This window comes from Micromonospora sp. NPDC004704 (assembly GCF_053601675.1).
In genome coordinates this window covers 73,990-88,945 of the sequence record NZ_JBSGCD010000006.1, presented here as the reverse complement: position 1 = coordinate 88,945, position 14,956 = coordinate 73,990, and the positions used below count along the sequence as shown (strand labels likewise).

Genomic DNA, 14,956 nt, shown 5'->3' with positions numbered 1-14,956 from the left:
GGGAGGTTGTCATGCGTCGAATTGGGATCGTGGCCGGACTGGTGATCGCGGGGCTGTTGGTGGCATCACCAGCTCAGGCGTTCGCGCACAACGCGGTACACAACACGTACCTGCACTCGGTGCTGGACGCGCTGACCCTGATCGCGGTCACCGCTCCGGTGTGGACCGCGTACGCCTGGGGCCGTGCCCGGCGTGGCCTGCTGGTGGCCCTGGTCGCGGTCGTCCAGGTGCCGGTGGCGATCATCGGGTTCGTACCGATCGACAACCCGGTGATCCACCTGGCGGCGTTCGCCACCGCCCTGGCCCTGACCGCCGGCTCGCTCTGGGCGGTCCGCCGCACCGCATCGGTGCCCGGGCCGGCACCGGTCGCCGGGGCAGCCGGCTGACCTGGCCGGCGACGGAAGCTCGGCATCGAAGTCGTAGATCTTGACGATGTCCGGGTGGTCCAGCACGTAGGGACGACGGGACGAAGGGACGACGGGACCGGGCCGGGGAAACCCGGAGGCCGGATCATCCGGCCGGAACCGGTGCCGTCGTCCCTCCCGCGATCCAGTTTCCGGCCGGGGTCCGGACCTCGAACCCGGCCACCGGCGCCTCCGGCCGCTCCCGAACCACCCGCACCGTCGGGCAGCCCTCGGTCGGCGGGTGCCATCGACCGTCGGCGCCCCGGACCGCCGAGGCCCGGCAGTGCTCCTCGTCGGCGTACCCCCAGGCCATCAGCAGTTCCCGGCCGGCGTACCAGTAACGGCCGACGGTGGCGGTGCGGCCGTCCTCGTCGCGGTGGTAGAACCGCGCCACCAGGCCGGGTACGGCCACACCCTCGAACTCCGCGTCGCGCTCACTGCGCTGTAGCCGGTACAGGGTGAGGTCCGGCAGGGTCACACGGTCGGTCTCCATGACCGGAAGCCTGTCGCCCGCGACCGTGTTTTGGCAGCTCAGGGCACCGGTATCCACCGCACGGGTGACCGGTGCCGCCCGAGACCAGGGGCGGGGCCGCCCGGTCAGGCGGTGAAGAGGAGGGAGACGTTCTGGCCGCCGAAGCCGAAGGAGTTGCAGAGGGCGGCGTCGAGCTGCTGCTCGCGGGGCTTGTCGGTGACCACGTCCAGGTGGACCTCGGGGGCCTTCTGTTCGAGGTTGAGGGTGGGCGGGATGACGTTGTTGACCACGGACAGCAGGGTGATGATGCCCTCGACCGCACCGGCGGCGCCGACCAGGTGGCCGAGGCTGGACTTGGGCGCGGTGAGCACGACGTCGTCCCCGAGGGCCTGCTCGATGGCGGCGGCCTCGCCGATGTCGCCGACGACCGTGGACGTGGCGTGGCAGTTGACGTGCTTGACGTCGGCTGGCTGGAGGCCCGCGCTGGCCACAGCCGTACGGATCGCCCGGATCTGTCCGGCGCCGGTCGGGTCCGGGCCGGTGATGTGGTGGGCGTCGGAGGTGATGCCGTAGCCGGCCAGCCGCCCGAGTACGCGGGCACCCCGCCCGGCCGCGAAGTCCGCCCGCTCCAGGATCATCACCCCGGCGCCCTCGCCGAGCACGAAGCCTTCCCGGTCGACGTCGAACGGCCGGGAGGCGCGCTCCGGGTCGTCGTTGCGCTTGGACAACGTACGGGCCTGGGCGAAACCGGCAATAGTCAGCGGGGCGATGGCGGCCTCGGCTCCACCGGCGATGACCACGTCGGCTTCGCCTGCGCGGATGAGTCGGGCGGCGAGGGCGAGGGCCTCTGCTCCGGAGGCGCAGGCGGAGACCGGGGCGTACACGCCGGCGCGGGCGCCGTACTCCAGGCTGACCCAGGCGGCGGGGCCGTTCGGCATCAGCATGGGCACGGTGAGCGGGGAGATCCGGCTCGGCCCTTTCTCCTCGAGCAGGTCGTCCTGGCCGAGCAGGGTGGTGAGGCCGCCGACCCCGGTGCCGATCACCACCGCGAGGCGGACCGGGTCGACCTCGGGCGCTCCGGCGTCGTCCCAGGCCTGCCGGGCGGCGACGAGCGCGGCCTGCTGGCAGCGGTCCATCCGGCGGGCCTGCACCCGGGGCAGGACGTCGGCCGGGGAGACGGCCATCGGCGCCGCGATCTTCGTGGGCAGGTCGTCGGCGTACGCGAACGACGCCATCAGGTCGTCGATTCGGCGTACGCCGGAGCGCCCGACGAGCATGCCCTGCCACAGCGAGTCGACGTCCCCGCCGAGCGGCGTGGTCGCGCCGAGCCCGGTGACGACAACGTCGTGGGCGTTCATGCTGGCCTCCTGGCGGGGGTGCGTGGATACGGGGCTTGCCATCTCCTAGTTGTATCGCATACAACTTTGACATGTCCACCTCCGAGCCGCGCTCCGGCCGCGACGCCCCACCCAGGGACCGCGGTCGGCGTACCCGTGCGTTGATCCTCGAACAGGCGGCGGCGCTGTTCGCGGCGCGGAGCTTCGACGGCGTCAGCGTCGCCGAGATCGCCGCCGCGGCCGGCGCGCACGCGAACCAGATCACCTACTACTTCGGTTCCAAGGACGCGCTGTTCGTGCACGCGGCGTTCCGGTTGCTGCTGCGCGACGCCGCACGGTTGGAGCCGGTCGGGCGCCGGCAGCGTACGCCGGAGGCGTTCCGGACGGCGATGGCGCGTACGGCACTGGCGCTGCCGGCGGTGCCGACCGCCGTCCGGGCGATGTCGATCACCCGTCAGCGCCCGGAGCTGCGGCCACTGGCCGAGCAGAGCCTCACCCTGCTGTTCCAGAAGGCGCAGCGGTACCTCACCACGATCCTGGAGCGCCGGGGGTGGGAGATCGACCGGCCCGCCGACGTCGAGGCCCGTACGTTCTGGAGCGCCGTCCTCGGCGCGCGCCTGATCTCGGAGTCCGGGTTCGGCGGCCGATCCGACGAGATCGACCTCGCCGGGGTGCTCACCGTACGCGGAAAGGCCGGCGCCTACGATGCCGAGCGTGACCGTCATTGACAAGATCGCGTGGATCCGGATCGAGAACAGCGCCATCCTCAGCACCCGCAGCCACGGCAAGGACGTCTACTACCTGCCCGGCGGGAAGCGCGAGCCCGGTGAGACCGACCTGGCCACCCTGGTCCGGGAGATCGACGAGGAACTCCGGGTGGCGATCACGCCGGAGACCGTCACCCCGGTCGGCACCTTCGAGGCGCAGGCACACGGGCACGCCGAGGGCATCACCGTCCGGATGACCTGCTACGCCGCCGACTACCGGGGCGTGCTCACGGCCAGTAACGAAATCGCCGAGGTGGCCTGGCTCGGGTACGCCGACCGGGACCGGGTCTCCCCGGTGGACCAGATCATCTTCGACCGGCTGCACGAGAGCGGTCAGCTCGCCTGAGCGACGCTGCGGGACAGCGGTTCGGGACGGAAAGCGTGACGGCTCCGGGCGGACCCGGAGCCGTCACGCGTTCGAGGTGCTGGTCGGTCAGCCTTCGAGATCCTTCAGGGCGTCCGCGAGGCCCTTCATCATCTCGGCGAAGTCGGCGGTCTCCGCAGCCGGCGGCAGGTCGACGGTCAGGGCCTTGTTGTACTCGGTGTAGTCGGCCGTGATGTCGTTCGCGTCGTTGAGGTAGGCCCGGAAGCGACGGAGCTGGTACTGCTCGTCCACCCAGAGGTCGACCTTGACCTCCTTGACGCCCAGCTTGGTGAGTTCCTTCTCGAGCGCCTCGCGGGCCTTGGCGTCGGTCGTCGCGGCGACGTAGGCCGTGCTCGGGACGGTCGTGGTGTAGTGGACGGTCTTTGCCCCGTTCACCGTCTCCTCCCCCACCACGGTCACCGTCTCGGCGGCCAGGACCGGCTTCAGGGACTGGCCCGGGTCGATGTTGTCCAGCATGCTGGACATCGCCTCGGTACCCTCCTCGCCGGCCATGCCGGCATCCATCTTCAGCCACTTCTTGCCGTCGAACTCCGCCTGCTCGGCGGCGGAGATTCCGACGTACATGGCGGAGCCGATGATGCGGACGGTGGTCGGACCCTCCTTCGGGTCCTCCAGCGTCATCTCCGCCTTGCGATCGGTGCCGAGGATCGCGAAACCGCTCCCCTTGACCGGCTCGCCCTCGCCCTTACCGTCCATCGTGAACGTGATGGAGGTGGCGCTGCCGATGGTGGTCGCCGTCTTCTGGATCGAGCCCTTGGCGTCACTGGCGAGCAGTTCCAGGACCGTCGGTTCCTTCTTGGTCTCCGTCGCGGCATCCTGCGGGCCGCAGGCGGTGAGACCGAGCATCGCGACCGCGGAAACGGTCAGGACTGTGGAGCTTTTCCAACGAGACACGAGAAAAAATCCCCCGGGGGTAAGTGAGGTCTTGCTCAGGCAAGGCTCGATACCTTATCCCACTTCGTCGATCGAACGCTCCCCGATTCGACCGCAGCGAGGTGACCTGCACGTTTGTCGCGTACCGGTCGGGGTAGTCGGTCATCCGGTGGTTGACGGCGAGAAGGGGACCGCGGCATGCAGATCGGGTACAAGCTCTCCTCGGAGGCGTTCGGGCCGGAGGAGATCATCCGGCAGGCGATCCGGGCCGAGGAGGTCGGCTTCGACTTCGTGGAAATGAGCGACCACTACCACCCGTGGCTGGACGTCCAGGGGCACTCGTCGTTCACCTGGACCGTGCTCGGCGCGGTCGCCGCCCGCACCCGGACCGTCGGCCTGGTCACCGGCGTCACCTGCCCGACGATGCGTTACCACCCGGCGATCATCGCCCAGGCGGCGGCAACGCTGGCGATCGTCTCCGGCAACCGTTTCACCCTCGGTGTCGGTGCCGGCGAGCGGCTGAACGAGCACGTGGTGGGCCTGGGCTTTCCGAGCGTGCGTGGTCGACACGAACGGCTGCGCGAGGCACTGGAGATCATCAATCTGCTCTGGTCGGGCGGGTACCACTCGTACGAGGGCAAGCACCTCCAGTTGGAGGACGCGCGGGTCTTCGACCTGCCGGAGACCCTGCCGCTGATCGCGGTCGCCGCCAGCGGACCGGCCTCGGCGAAGATCGCCGGGGAACTCGGCACCGCCCTGTTCGCGGTCGAACCGCAGGCCGAGATCGTCGAGCACTACCGGCGGGCCGGTGGCGACGGCCCCCGCTACGCCGAGGTCAACCTCGCCTGGGCGACCGACGAGCAGCAGGCGGTGCAGGCGGCACTGACCAGCAGCCGGTGGGCGGTCACCGGTTGGAAGGTGATGAGCGAGCTGCCCAACCCGGTCAACTTCGACGCCGCCAGCAAGTGGGTCAAGGAGGACGACATCCGCCGGCAGTTCACCGTCGGTCCGGACCCGGAGGCACACGTACGGGCGGTGCAGGGCTATCTCGACGCCGGTTATGACCGGTTGGTGCTACTCAACGCCGGCCCGGACCCGGACGGTTTCCTCGACTTCTTCGAACGCGACCTGGCCGACCGGATCCGGTCACTCAAGCCGTCCGGCTCCCCCGCCTGACACAGGGCATCGCACGACCGGCGTCTCCCCTTTCGGGGCGACGCCGGCGCTTTTTGTTCCAGGTCAGCGGCGTCGGCCGAGGTTTCCGTTCGGAGGGCCGAGGGTAGCAGGGTCATCGACCCAACCAGGAGGCTCGGATGTCGAACGACGCGATTGTTCTGCTCAAGCAGGATCACAAAGAGATCAAGGCATTGTTCAAGGAATTCCAGCAGGCCGGCGAGAATGCCACCAAGAAGAAGGGCGACATCGTCGACCGCATTCTCGAACTGCTGACCGTGCACACCTACATCGAGAACGAGTGCATGTACCCGGAGACCCGCAAGCTGCTGCCGGATCTCGAGGACGACGTGCTGGAGTCTTACGAGGAACACCACGTGGCGGACGTACTCTGCCTCGAACTTGCCGCGATGAAGCCCGAGGACGAGCGCTTCGACGCCAAGACGACGGTGCTGATCGAGAATGTCACGCACCACATCGAGGAGGAGGAAGAGGAGTGGTTCCCGAAGGTGCGTGAGGGGCTCGGCCGAAAGAAGCTCCAGGAGATCGGCGAACGCATGATCGAGCTGAAGAAGACGGCGCCCCGCAAGCCCACCGAGCCGAAGGCGATGAAAAAGGCCGTGGACGCGGTCACCGCCTGATCCCCGTACGGTTTTCGCGGCGCGAAGGAGTGGACAATGCGCATCGGGTACTTCCTTTCCAGCGAGGACTACACCCCGGCCGAGTTGCTGGAGCAGGCGCGGGGCGCCGAGCGGGCCGGCTTCGAGGCACTCTGGATCTCCGACCACTACCACCCGTGGGTCGACGCCCAGGGGCAGAGCCCGTTCGTCTGGTCGACGATCGGCGCGCTGAGCCAGGTCTGCCGGCTACCGGTGACCACCGCCGTCACCTGCCCGACCGTACGGATCCACCCGGCGGTCATCGCCCAGGCCGCGGCGACGAGCGCGGTTCTGCACGAGGGCCGGTTCGTGCTCGGCATCGGCAGCGGCGAGGCGCTCAACGAGCACATCTTCGGTGACGCGTGGCCCAGCGCGGACGTACGGCTGGAGATGCTGGAAGAGTCGGTGGAGGTCATCCGCGAGCTGTGGAAGGGCGAGTTCACCGACCACCACGGCAAGCACTACACGGTGGAACATGCTCGGATCTACACCCTGCCGGAGCAGCCGCCGGCCATCTACGTCTCCGGGTTCGGGCCGAAGTCGGTGGATCTCGCGGCCCGGATCGGTGACGGTTACATGAGCACCTCGCCCGACGCCGACCTGGTCAAGCGTTTCAGGGACGGTGGCGGCGGCGACAAGCCGTGCCAGGCCGGCTTCAAGGCGGCGTACGCGGCGACCGAGGACGAGGGGGCGCGGATCGCGTACGAGCGTTGGCCGAACGCCGGGGTGCCGGGCGAGCTGTCCCAGGTGCTGCCGTCGCCCCGGCACTTCGAGCAGGCATCCGAACTGGTCACCGAGGACATGGTGCGCAAGGCGTTCGTCTGCGGCAGCGATCCGGACGCCCACCTGGAGATGATCGACAAGTACGCCAAGGCCGGCTTCGACGAGGTCTACGTCGGCAACACCGGTCCGCACTACCAGGGGCTTTTCGACCTGTACGCCGACCACGTACTGCCGGCGCTGCGCGACCAACGACGCTGATCGACCACGAGGGAGGATGGGCACGATGGGCAAGACGGTCAACAAGATGGCGTACAAACCGGTGGGAATCCTGCTCGGTGTCGCGGCCGGTGCACTCGCCGGCATGGTGTTCAAGCAGGTCTGGAAGACGGCGGCCGGTGACGGCGACGCACCCAACGCCACCGACGAGGACCGTGGCTGGGGCGAGATCCTCGCCGCCGCCGCGATCCAGGGCGCGATCTTCGCGGTGGTCAAGGCGGCCGTCGACCGGGGCGGTGCGGTCGGCGTACGCCGGGTCACCGGTAGCTGGCCCAGCTGAGCCCAGAACCGCCACCAACCGGGAGGGGCCCGACTCGCGTACGAGTCGGGCCCCTCCTCAAGCTTGCTCGCCGGGCGCGGCGTCAGCCCTTCGGCGGGTACGGATCGTCCTGGTAGGTGTACTCGGTTTCGATCTTCCCGTCGGTGGTGTGCAGCACGAGCTGGCTGGGCTGGTTTGCCCGCGCGGTCTCGCGGCCCTTGTCGACGGCCTCCTGCTTGGTGGCGAAGGTGCCGAACCCGTTCGACCCCTGCTCGACCTTCCAGCGGTTGCCGTCGGGTACGACGTGGTACTCGCTGCGGCTCATCGTTCCTCCTCGTCAGGGTTTCGAGATCATCGATCCCTTGTTTCGTACCCCGGACGACGAGACCCAAACGGGTGATTCGCAGCCCTCGGGCCACCGATCGGGCGCTCGCTCGTTGTAGATACGAACGGTGTCCCCACCCCCGGGGGCTCCTGGCACCGGAGGTGACCAGGTGAAGGCTCACCTACTCGCCCTTACCGTGGTGCCCCTGCTGGCAACGTTGACGGCATGGACGGCATTCGGGCAGCTCACCACCGCGACTTTCGTTCCACCGGCCTACTCGCGCCACCCCGTCCCACCATCGCCCGACCAGCAGGGGCCGGACCAGGGAACTCTTGACCGTGGCGGTGGACGGGCGGGTTCCGCCGGGCAGGACGACCCGGACGCGTACGCCGGGTACTCGATCGGCGTGGAGGGCGACCAGATCACCCTGCACCACCCGTCGGACCCGGCACACTGGCTTCGGTGGCCGTTGGGGCGGGTGCTGATCGGCGAGCTGCCGACCGAGTGAGAGGCCTGCGTTCGGTGAAGCCCCGCCCCGAGTGATGATCAGGGAGAGTTCGGCCGGCTGGAGCGAGCCAAAGTCTCCCAGATCACGAGCGACCCCTGTTGGGACGGGCGAGCCGGAGATGACCGTGCCCCTGTGCCGGTTGGGGCGACAGGGGCGACGGTCGACGTTCCGTGGGTGTCAGTGCTGCTTTGCCAGGCCGACAAACGCGCGCCACGCGTCCGGGGCGAAGGTCAGGGTGCCACCATCGCGGTCCTTGGTGTCGCGAACCAGCACGCGGCCGGGAAGGTTGTCCGCGACCTCCACGCAGTCGCCGCCGCTGGAGCCGCTGCGAGAGGACTTACGCCACCTGGCGTCGGTCAGATCCATGGCTTCACCACTTCCTTGATCAGATCGAGGGATTGACGCGTCGGCAGAGCCTCGTTCCGGACACTCTCCCACCTTGCCAGCAGACTAGCCACCTGCTCGGTCCGATGCACCACCACACCGCCGAGCTGGTTCTCCATGTGCCCGACCCACCCGCCCTCGGGCAGCCGGGCCAGGACGAACGGGCCGCTCAGCCCGAGGTGCAGGCCGACTCCGGCGGGGATGACGTGCACGCTGACGCGCGGGCGTTCGGCCATCCGCAGCAGGTGCACGAGCTGGGCCGCGAGGATCTTGTCGCAGCCCTCCGCGAAGCGGTGCAGCGCGGCCTCGTCGAGCACGGCGACGACGTGCGGTGGGTCGTCCCGGTCCAGGATCGCCTGCCGTTCCATCCTGGTCGCCACGGCCTGCTCCACCTCTGCCTCGCTCAAGCCGGTGTCGAGGCGCACCACCGCGCGGGCGTAGTCCTCCGTCTGGAGCAGACCGGGGATCAGGTTCGGCTGGAAAGTGCGGAGTTGGTCGGCCGACTGCTCGGCTTCGAGCCATGGCTGGAACCACGACGGGGCGCCGAACTTGACCACGAGCCGCTCGTACAGGCCGCCGGTGTGCAACGCCCGATCGGCGCCACGGACGAAGTCCATGGTCAGCGCTCGGGTGCCGTTCTCGACCGAGCTGACGTGCGACGCGCTGAAACCAGCGGCCCGGCCGAACGCCTCCTGTGTCTGGCCGGACGCGGTCCTCGCCCGGCGGATCTCCCCAACGATGAATTCAGCCAGTGGACCCGGTACGTCCGCCATTCGACATCCCCCAATTCAACAGATCAACTATTCACGGCCACTCATGCGGGACCCGCTCCCGTCACGTCGGCTCTACGGGCCGTGAATGCCTATCGACACTAGGGGGTGCGGTACCAAGGTGTCACTAGTGGAACCGCTCGGAGCTGTCGGCAAACGCCCGGGCGGAACCGCGGGGCCGCCCCGTTCCTTCCCCACCCGCCCGTGCGAGCGGGGCGGCCCCTTCCACCGAGGAAAGGAGACGCGCCGATGTCCGAACACGACGACCAAAAACCCGCTGCGCGGAACTTCCACGAAATGAGCGGGAGACCGCTCGTGGAAATCGGCGACATCGTGAACGCCGAGCACGACGAGTACCATCGTGGCACCCACCCACATCTCCGGCCCGGCGACGGTGACCTGCACCTACGGGTGACGTACCTGCCGAAGGACGCCTCGGTGTGGGGCGGGGAATGGTTGTCCCTGCGCGGCGTCGAGATGCCACCGGGCGAACCGGAAAAACCCGAGATGCCCTTTGTCGTACGCCGCCGCGCGCTGCCGGGACATGTCCCCGACTGGCTGCCGGCCGTACCCGGCCCGATCGGGCGGGACGGTCATGCCTGATCCGCCGGAGTTGGCGACGCACACTCCCCTGCGACCATTCTGGATCTGCCGGACCGACGCGCAACCGTGGCCCTGCGCGGACGCCAAACTCGACCTGACACACGGTTTCCGAGACCGACAGGTCGAGCTGTACCTCTACCTCGGTGCACAGTTCGTGCACGCCCTCGCCGACCTCACCGCCGTCAATCCGGCAGTGGAGCTGGCCATCGAGCCGGACGCCATCCACCACCGTTTCCTCGGCTGGGTACGGGTACGCCGGACCCGATGACCGACCCGGTCGCAATCCGCCTGTGGGGAACGCTCGTCACCGTTGGTCGGCGAGCGGGCTCCCGACGTCGAACTTCCAGGTCGGGTACCGCCCGGCCAGGTAGGGACGATGGCCGTCCCAGTCAGCCGGGCCGAGCAGGCGCACCGGGGACAGGTGCGGTTGGTCCTCCGGATCCTCGTCATAGCCGTAACCCCAGGCGAACCCGACCAGGGGAACCACGAGCGTCGGGTCGACGTCCCAGGGGCCGATGGTCAGGAAACTGTGCGCTTCCCACCGCACCGGACCGGTGCGCCGGCGGGAAGGGGCGTCGAACAGGTCCGGTTGGAAGCCGTACCAGGCGAACGGCGCGGTGGAGTCCTCGAACAGGTCGAACGGGTCGATCCCGAACGGGTCCGACGGGCCTGGCTCACGTACCAGTTGCACCCAGCCGAGCAGCGACCGGTAACCGCGCGCACTGAACTTCACGGACGCCGTACACACCGGCATCCCGAGTTCCCGCTCGGTCTTACCGACGGCCACCGGGTCGGTGTTCGGTACGACATCCACCAACACCCGGCCATGCTCGTCACCGAAGTCGAACCGAATCTCCACGCACTGATCCTCGCACCGGCTCTGTCTGCTCGTCTGTCCCGAGCGAGGGCTGGTTCAGGCCGCTGTCGGCGATCTCTAGGCTGGGCGGCGTGCAGTATTTCGTCTACGGCCGTGACCGTCCCGGATCCTTCGGGCTCAAGAGAAGCCTGAACGCCGAGCACTGGGCCTTCATGGATTCGTACGCCGACAGACTCATCGCCCGTGGGCCGACCCTGACCGGTGATGGCCAGGAGGCGGAGTCGACGGGCAGCCTGCACATCGTCGACCTGCCCGACGCGCTGGCTGTCCACGCGTTCGCCTACGAGGAGCCGTACCACCGCGCCGGGGTGTTCGACTCGATCCTGCTGTGCGGCTTCGTCAACGTCCTCGGCCGTACGATGTGGGACTTCAACGAGGCGGTCGACGGCTACGGCCGGTTCCTCGTCATTGCCTGGGGCGACCCGGGTCCCGGACCGATCACCCCGAAACACACGATCGTGTACGGCGACCTACTCGCCCTGGACGGCGAAACGCACCTTGGCCGGGTGGCTCTCCTGGAGGCACCGGACCGTGAAGCTGCGGCGACCTCGTTGCCGACAGGTGGCGAAGGCCCTACGGAAGTTCATCACTGGCGGTTCGGCGGCAGGCCGGGTACGCGCTGAACCTCCCCGACACTAATGCCGATGCGGTCCCCGGAACGGTCGTGGACGATGGTGACCGTGACCGAAACGGGTGGCGAAATCGCCGAAAAGCGCCTGTACGACGCTGTGGCGCGGTGGAACGCGGACACCGGGTACGGCTTCGAAGACATGATCCATGCCGCCTGCCAGGCGCTCGTCGACGGGCTGGACTCGCCCGCACTGTGCGAACTCGCAGGTGCCTCCGTACGGGACTCGTCCTGGGATGTTCGCGAACTCGTCGTCACATCGCTCGAGGAACTCGGAATCCCCTATCCGGGCACCGTTCCCATTGGCTTCACCGTCGCTGCAGGTGGAGGCATCGCCCGCCGACCGGGAGTGGACTCCCTGCGTCTGGAGGTGTCGTCGGCGACCGCCGCCACCGGCGGTGGATTCCAGGTGCGGGTGTACGTCAACGACGTGGAGATGACCTCCGCCGGAGCCGGGCTCGGGATGGACCCGTACGAAATCCTTGTCCCCACCAATCGTCTCGTGGCCACGTCGCAACCGCGCACCGTCCCGATCGCCCGCTGCACCTGCGGCGTGTACGGGTGTGGGTCCACGGACGTGACCATCGTCCGGGACGGCGACCTGGTCCACTGGGACTGGTCGATCGAGGCGCCCATGCTCCGCGGCGTCTCCTTCACCGCAACCCGGTACGACGCCGAGGTCGCACGGGTGGCCGCAGACCATTCGTGGGAGACACCGGAACGGACGGCCGGACGGCTTGTCCTGACGAACATGGACCACGATCGGCTGCGCACCCACGGCCTCAGGTCGAGCTGGGTCGCGAACGACTACCGCGACCCCGAGTTGTTCCGGGTCGCGCTTCAGATCGACGACGACTACCAGGTCTTTGTCGACTGCCCGTGGCAGGGCCGGACCCCCGAGGGCCTGGCCCGGGAGGTGTGCGCCACCCTGGCACTCCCGCCCAGGCAGTGGCCCGCGACCTGGCAAGCCACCAGGCCGACGTGGCGCACGCCGCCCGGAATCGCGGGACCGTCCTGGCGACCCGCACGGTCCTAGATGTCGATCCGGTTCCGACCTGACGCTCAGCCCGCGTCCAGCACCTCGCGCAGCCTCGCCGCGAACTCCTCGGGCTTGCCCGCGTAACCGAACTGGCCACCGAGGAAGCCGCCGTGGTGGCTCGGGAACACCGTCGCCTCCTGGCCGAGCAACCCCGCCGTGCCTGCGGCCGTACGCGCGGTGTAGGTCCCCGCCGACTCCTCGCCGACCGCGATCACGATCCGGGTCGGTGCGGCGGTGAGCACGCTCGCGTCCGGGCGGTAGTCGGTGATCGCCCACGAGTTCTTCGACAGCAGCGGATCGTCGCGGTTGCCGTCGTCCTCGGTCGACATGCCGAACATCGCCGGGTCGGGCGTGGGCTGGGCGAAATACGCGTCGGTAAACTCGCCCTGCCACGAGGTCATCAGGATGAACGCCGCCATGCCCGCCCCGTTGCCCTTCGCCTGGTACGCCTCGTGGAAGCCCGCGCGGGCACGCTCGGCGGCCGTGGCGTCGGGGAGCACCGCGTTGATCGGCGGCTCGTGCGCCACCAGCGTGACAACGTCGCCGGGGTACGCCGCGACCAGTTCCAGGGCGGTCACCGCACCGCCGCTGCTGGCGAACACCTCGACCGGCCCGGCACCGAGCGCCTCGATCAGCAGGTGCAGGTCGGCCGCCTGCTGCTGCGGTGTGTGGTCGGACCGCCCGTCCTTGCGGATGCTCCGACCCAGACCACGCGGGTCATAGGTGACCACCGTACGGTCCCCGAAGTACACGGCGAGCGCCTCGAAACCCTCCGCCGTCATCGGCTGGCCGATCATGAGCAGGGCGGGGCGCCCGCCGGACGGGGGCAGCGGACCGCGCACGTCGTAGACCAGGTCGACGCCCGCAATGGCGAGGGTATGTGTCTGCGGAGTTGTCATGCCGGTGAGACTACGGCCGGCGGGAGACAATTCGGCGCGCCATCTGCGCGAGTCGTCGCCGCCGTCAGATTCCCCGCCGTGGTCACACCCCGATCGATTCGTCCGGCTCGATACTCATGCTTTCGGCGTACCGGCGCAGATTGGTGTTCGACGCGGTCAGAGCGTAGCGGCGGAACTGGTCCCGGCACTCGAATCGACGGTATCCGCCCGCCACGGCAGGTACCTGCGAAAACCACATGGTTTGCCGAGGCGGCTGCCATACGGCGGGTACGCCGGCGGCGCCGTCGTCAGGTGCCTCCAGACCGTAGTAGACCTGGGACACGCCGAGCGCCATCGCGGCTCCGAGGCACATGAGACACGGCTCCAACGTGATCGCCAACGTCAGGGGATGCCTTCGCTGCTTCCAGCCGAGGCTCCGGTCGGCCTGTTCCAGGGCCAGCAGATCGGCGTGGACCAGTCGTCTGCCCTGCGTCCGCTCCTGGGTGTATGCACGCCCGATGATCTCGTCGCCCATCACCACGACCGCACCGACAGGCAGCTCACCCGCCCGCATGCCCTCCTCGGAGACCTCAAGCGCCAGAGTGACAAGTTCGTCCGGTGTCATGCCAACTCCCTTTGCTCGCCGAACACCGGCGCGGCGGTGTGGATCTCCAGCCGTACGGACGGTGGTCTTCGGAAATCGATCAGCAGGTCTCGAACCTATCGGGACTTCGGGCGCTGACGCGGCGAGGTGCCGTCAGCCCATGCCCTGCTGGTATTCGCGTTGCGGCGCGGGTGCCGACCGTCCTAGCGTTGATTTCCTCGCGGGACAGGGCGGAGGTGCCGTGTCTCCGACCATGAGTCACCAGATCGGAGATGCGAAGCCGGATGACCACCCAACTTTTTGCGCTTTGTTTTGACGCCAACGACCCACTCCGTGTCGGGCAATTCTGGGCCGGTGTCCTGGGCTGGGAGTTGGCCGACGATCCCCACGACGGCATCGCCGTCCTGCCGAGCGACGACACCGGGTTCCGGCTCCGATTTCTCCCGAGCCAGGAGCAGAAGACCGGCCCGAACAGGATCCACTTCGATCTGACGAGCGCGTCCCTCGATCAGCAGCAGCAGACGGTGGCGACGGCACTCAAGCTCGGCGCGCGGCACATCGACGTCGGCCAACTCCCGGATGAGGATCACGTGGTGCTCGCCGACCCCGAGGGCAATGAGTTCTGCGTCATCGAGCCGGGCAACAACTTCCTAGCCGAGTGCGGATTCATCGGCGCGCTCTCGTCCGACGGTTCGCAGCGGGTCGGCTACTTCTGGAGCGAGGCGCTGGGCTGGCCGTTGGTCTGGGACCAGGACCAGGAGACCGCGATCCGCTCCCCGTACGGCGGTCCGAAGATCACCTGGGGCGGCCCGCCGCTGATGCCGAAAACCGGGAAGAACCGGCTGCATTTCGACCTCGCTCCACCCGCCGACGGTGACCAGCAAGCGGAGGTCGACCGTCTCCTCGCCCTCGGGGCCACCCGAATCGACACCGGCCAGGACGACGCCGGCCGGGTGCTGTTGGCCGACCCCGACGGTAACGAGTTCTGCGTCCTGAGCCCCCGGTAGGGACC

Annotated in this window: 22 protein-coding genes; 13 read left to right on the top strand and 9 right to left on the bottom strand. The window is 68.7% G+C overall.

Going from position 1 to position 14,956, the window contains the following annotated elements; all coding sequences use genetic code 11:
• The first annotated feature begins 11 nt into the window (after positions 1-11).
• Entirely contained in the window at positions 12-386 is a 375-nt protein-coding gene (locus ACWEFB_RS10375) for a hypothetical protein (RefSeq protein WP_452284222.1), read from the top strand.
• Positions 387-510: 124 nt separating this feature from the next.
• On the opposite strand, the gene ACWEFB_RS10370 is transcribed toward ACWEFB_RS10375, so the two are convergent.
• Together ACWEFB_RS10370 and ACWEFB_RS10365 are read right to left on the bottom strand one after the other, a co-directional pair.
• The gene (locus ACWEFB_RS10370) at positions 511-897 is read right to left on the bottom strand and encodes a hypothetical protein (RefSeq protein WP_452284220.1); all 387 of its coding nucleotides are present in this window, start codon (positions 895-897) and stop codon (positions 511-513) included.
• A 104-nt stretch (positions 898-1,001) separates the two neighbouring features.
• The gene (locus ACWEFB_RS10365) at positions 1,002-2,234 is read right to left on the bottom strand and encodes a beta-ketoacyl-[acyl-carrier-protein] synthase family protein (protein WP_452284218.1); all 1,233 of its coding nucleotides are present in this window, start codon (positions 2,232-2,234) and stop codon (positions 1,002-1,004) included.
• Positions 2,235-2,305: 71 nt separating this feature from the next.
• Between ACWEFB_RS10365 and ACWEFB_RS10360 the strand changes: the two genes are divergently transcribed.
• On the top strand, positions 2,306-2,941 hold the full coding sequence (locus ACWEFB_RS10360) for a TetR/AcrR family transcriptional regulator C-terminal domain-containing protein (protein ID WP_452284216.1): 636 nt from the start codon (positions 2,306-2,308) through the stop codon (positions 2,939-2,941).
• The gene (locus tag ACWEFB_RS10355) at positions 2,928-3,326 is read left to right on the top strand and encodes an NUDIX hydrolase (RefSeq protein WP_452284214.1); all 399 of its coding nucleotides are present in this window, start codon (positions 2,928-2,930) and stop codon (positions 3,324-3,326) included. The genes ACWEFB_RS10360 and ACWEFB_RS10355 overlap by 14 nt, the downstream gene beginning before the upstream one ends.
• An 87-nt stretch (positions 3,327-3,413) precedes the next feature.
• Here ACWEFB_RS10355 and ACWEFB_RS10350 read toward each other — a convergent pair whose 3' ends face one another.
• The gene (locus ACWEFB_RS10350; protein WP_452284212.1) at positions 3,414-4,259 is read right to left on the bottom strand and encodes a hypothetical protein; all 846 of its coding nucleotides are present in this window, start codon (positions 4,257-4,259) and stop codon (positions 3,414-3,416) included.
• A gap of 177 nt (positions 4,260-4,436) precedes the next feature.
• Between ACWEFB_RS10350 and ACWEFB_RS10345 the strand changes: the two genes are divergently transcribed.
• From ACWEFB_RS10345 to ACWEFB_RS10330, 4 genes are all read left to right on the top strand, one after another.
• Positions 4,437-5,414, top strand: coding sequence for a TIGR03557 family F420-dependent LLM class oxidoreductase (locus ACWEFB_RS10345; RefSeq protein WP_452284210.1), 978 nt, complete (start codon positions 4,437-4,439; stop codon positions 5,412-5,414).
• A 137-nt stretch (positions 5,415-5,551) separates the two neighbouring features.
• Complete coding sequence (locus ACWEFB_RS10340; protein ID WP_452284208.1) at positions 5,552-6,052, top strand: hemerythrin domain-containing protein; 501 nt, start codon at positions 5,552-5,554, stop codon at positions 6,050-6,052.
• A gap of 36 nt (positions 6,053-6,088) precedes the next feature.
• The gene (locus tag ACWEFB_RS10335) at positions 6,089-7,051 is read left to right on the top strand and encodes a TIGR03557 family F420-dependent LLM class oxidoreductase (RefSeq protein ID WP_452284206.1); all 963 of its coding nucleotides are present in this window, start codon (positions 6,089-6,091) and stop codon (positions 7,049-7,051) included.
• Between the two features lie 25 nt (positions 7,052-7,076).
• Positions 7,077-7,349 (top strand): DUF4235 domain-containing protein, encoded by a 273-nt coding sequence (locus ACWEFB_RS10330; RefSeq protein ID WP_452284204.1) that lies wholly within the window; start codon positions 7,077-7,079, stop codon positions 7,347-7,349.
• A gap of 82 nt (positions 7,350-7,431) precedes the next feature.
• Here ACWEFB_RS10330 and ACWEFB_RS10325 read toward each other — a convergent pair whose 3' ends face one another.
• A complete protein-coding gene (locus ACWEFB_RS10325; protein WP_452284202.1) occupies positions 7,432-7,653 on the bottom strand; it encodes a DUF2188 domain-containing protein in 222 nt (73 codons plus the stop codon).
• A gap of 169 nt (positions 7,654-7,822) precedes the next feature.
• On the opposite strand from ACWEFB_RS10325, the gene ACWEFB_RS10320 reads away from it, so the two are divergent.
• Entirely contained in the window at positions 7,823-8,161 is a 339-nt protein-coding gene (locus ACWEFB_RS10320; RefSeq protein ID WP_452284200.1) for a hypothetical protein, read from the top strand.
• A gap of 177 nt (positions 8,162-8,338) precedes the next feature.
• Here the strand turns inward: ACWEFB_RS10320 and ACWEFB_RS10315 are convergent, their stop codons facing one another.
• Together ACWEFB_RS10315 and ACWEFB_RS10310 are read right to left on the bottom strand one after the other, a co-directional pair.
• Positions 8,339-8,527: a DUF397 domain-containing protein gene (locus ACWEFB_RS10315; protein WP_452284198.1), complete on the bottom strand. Its 189-nt coding sequence runs from the start codon at positions 8,525-8,527 to the stop codon at positions 8,339-8,341.
• A complete protein-coding gene (locus ACWEFB_RS10310; protein WP_452284196.1) occupies positions 8,518-9,318 on the bottom strand; it encodes a helix-turn-helix domain-containing protein in 801 nt (266 codons plus the stop codon). The genes ACWEFB_RS10315 and ACWEFB_RS10310 overlap by 10 nt, the downstream gene beginning before the upstream one ends.
• A 294-nt stretch (positions 9,319-9,612) precedes the next feature.
• Here ACWEFB_RS10310 and ACWEFB_RS10305 point away from each other — a divergent pair, with 294 nt between their 5' ends.
• Positions 9,613-9,918, top strand: a complete 306-nt coding sequence (locus tag ACWEFB_RS10305; protein WP_452284194.1) for a hypothetical protein — start codon at positions 9,613-9,615, stop codon at positions 9,916-9,918.
• Positions 9,911-10,186, top strand: a complete 276-nt coding sequence (locus tag ACWEFB_RS10300) for a hypothetical protein (protein ID WP_452284193.1) — start codon at positions 9,911-9,913, stop codon at positions 10,184-10,186. Before ACWEFB_RS10305 ends, ACWEFB_RS10300 begins: the two co-directional genes overlap by 8 nt.
• A 36-nt stretch (positions 10,187-10,222) precedes the next feature.
• Here the strand turns inward: ACWEFB_RS10300 and ACWEFB_RS10295 are convergent, their stop codons facing one another.
• Complete coding sequence (locus ACWEFB_RS10295; protein WP_452284191.1) at positions 10,223-10,777, bottom strand: hypothetical protein; 555 nt, start codon at positions 10,775-10,777, stop codon at positions 10,223-10,225.
• 89 nt (positions 10,778-10,866) lie between these two features.
• Between ACWEFB_RS10295 and ACWEFB_RS10290 the strand changes: the two genes are divergently transcribed.
• Positions 10,867-11,418, top strand: coding sequence for a YciI family protein (locus ACWEFB_RS10290; protein WP_452284189.1), 552 nt, complete (start codon positions 10,867-10,869; stop codon positions 11,416-11,418).
• 57 nt (positions 11,419-11,475) lie between these two features.
• Positions 11,476-12,459 carry a hypothetical protein gene (locus ACWEFB_RS10285; protein ID WP_452284187.1) on the top strand — a complete coding sequence of 328 codons (984 nt, stop codon included), beginning with the start codon at positions 11,476-11,478 and terminating at the stop codon, positions 12,457-12,459.
• Between the two features lie 26 nt (positions 12,460-12,485).
• Here the strand turns inward: ACWEFB_RS10285 and ACWEFB_RS10280 are convergent, their stop codons facing one another.
• Positions 12,486-13,361 carry an alpha/beta fold hydrolase gene (locus tag ACWEFB_RS10280; protein WP_452284185.1) on the bottom strand — a complete coding sequence of 292 codons (876 nt, stop codon included), beginning with the start codon at positions 13,359-13,361 and terminating at the stop codon, positions 12,486-12,488.
• A gap of 82 nt (positions 13,362-13,443) precedes the next feature.
• A complete protein-coding gene (locus tag ACWEFB_RS10275) occupies positions 13,444-13,965 on the bottom strand; it encodes a nucleoside deaminase (protein ID WP_452284183.1) in 522 nt (173 codons plus the stop codon).
• Positions 13,966-14,228: 263 nt separating this feature from the next.
• On the opposite strand from ACWEFB_RS10275, the gene ACWEFB_RS10270 reads away from it, so the two are divergent.
• The gene (locus ACWEFB_RS10270) at positions 14,229-14,951 is read left to right on the top strand and encodes a VOC family protein (RefSeq protein WP_452284181.1); all 723 of its coding nucleotides are present in this window, start codon (positions 14,229-14,231) and stop codon (positions 14,949-14,951) included.
• The last annotated feature ends 5 nt before the right edge of the window (positions 14,952-14,956 follow it).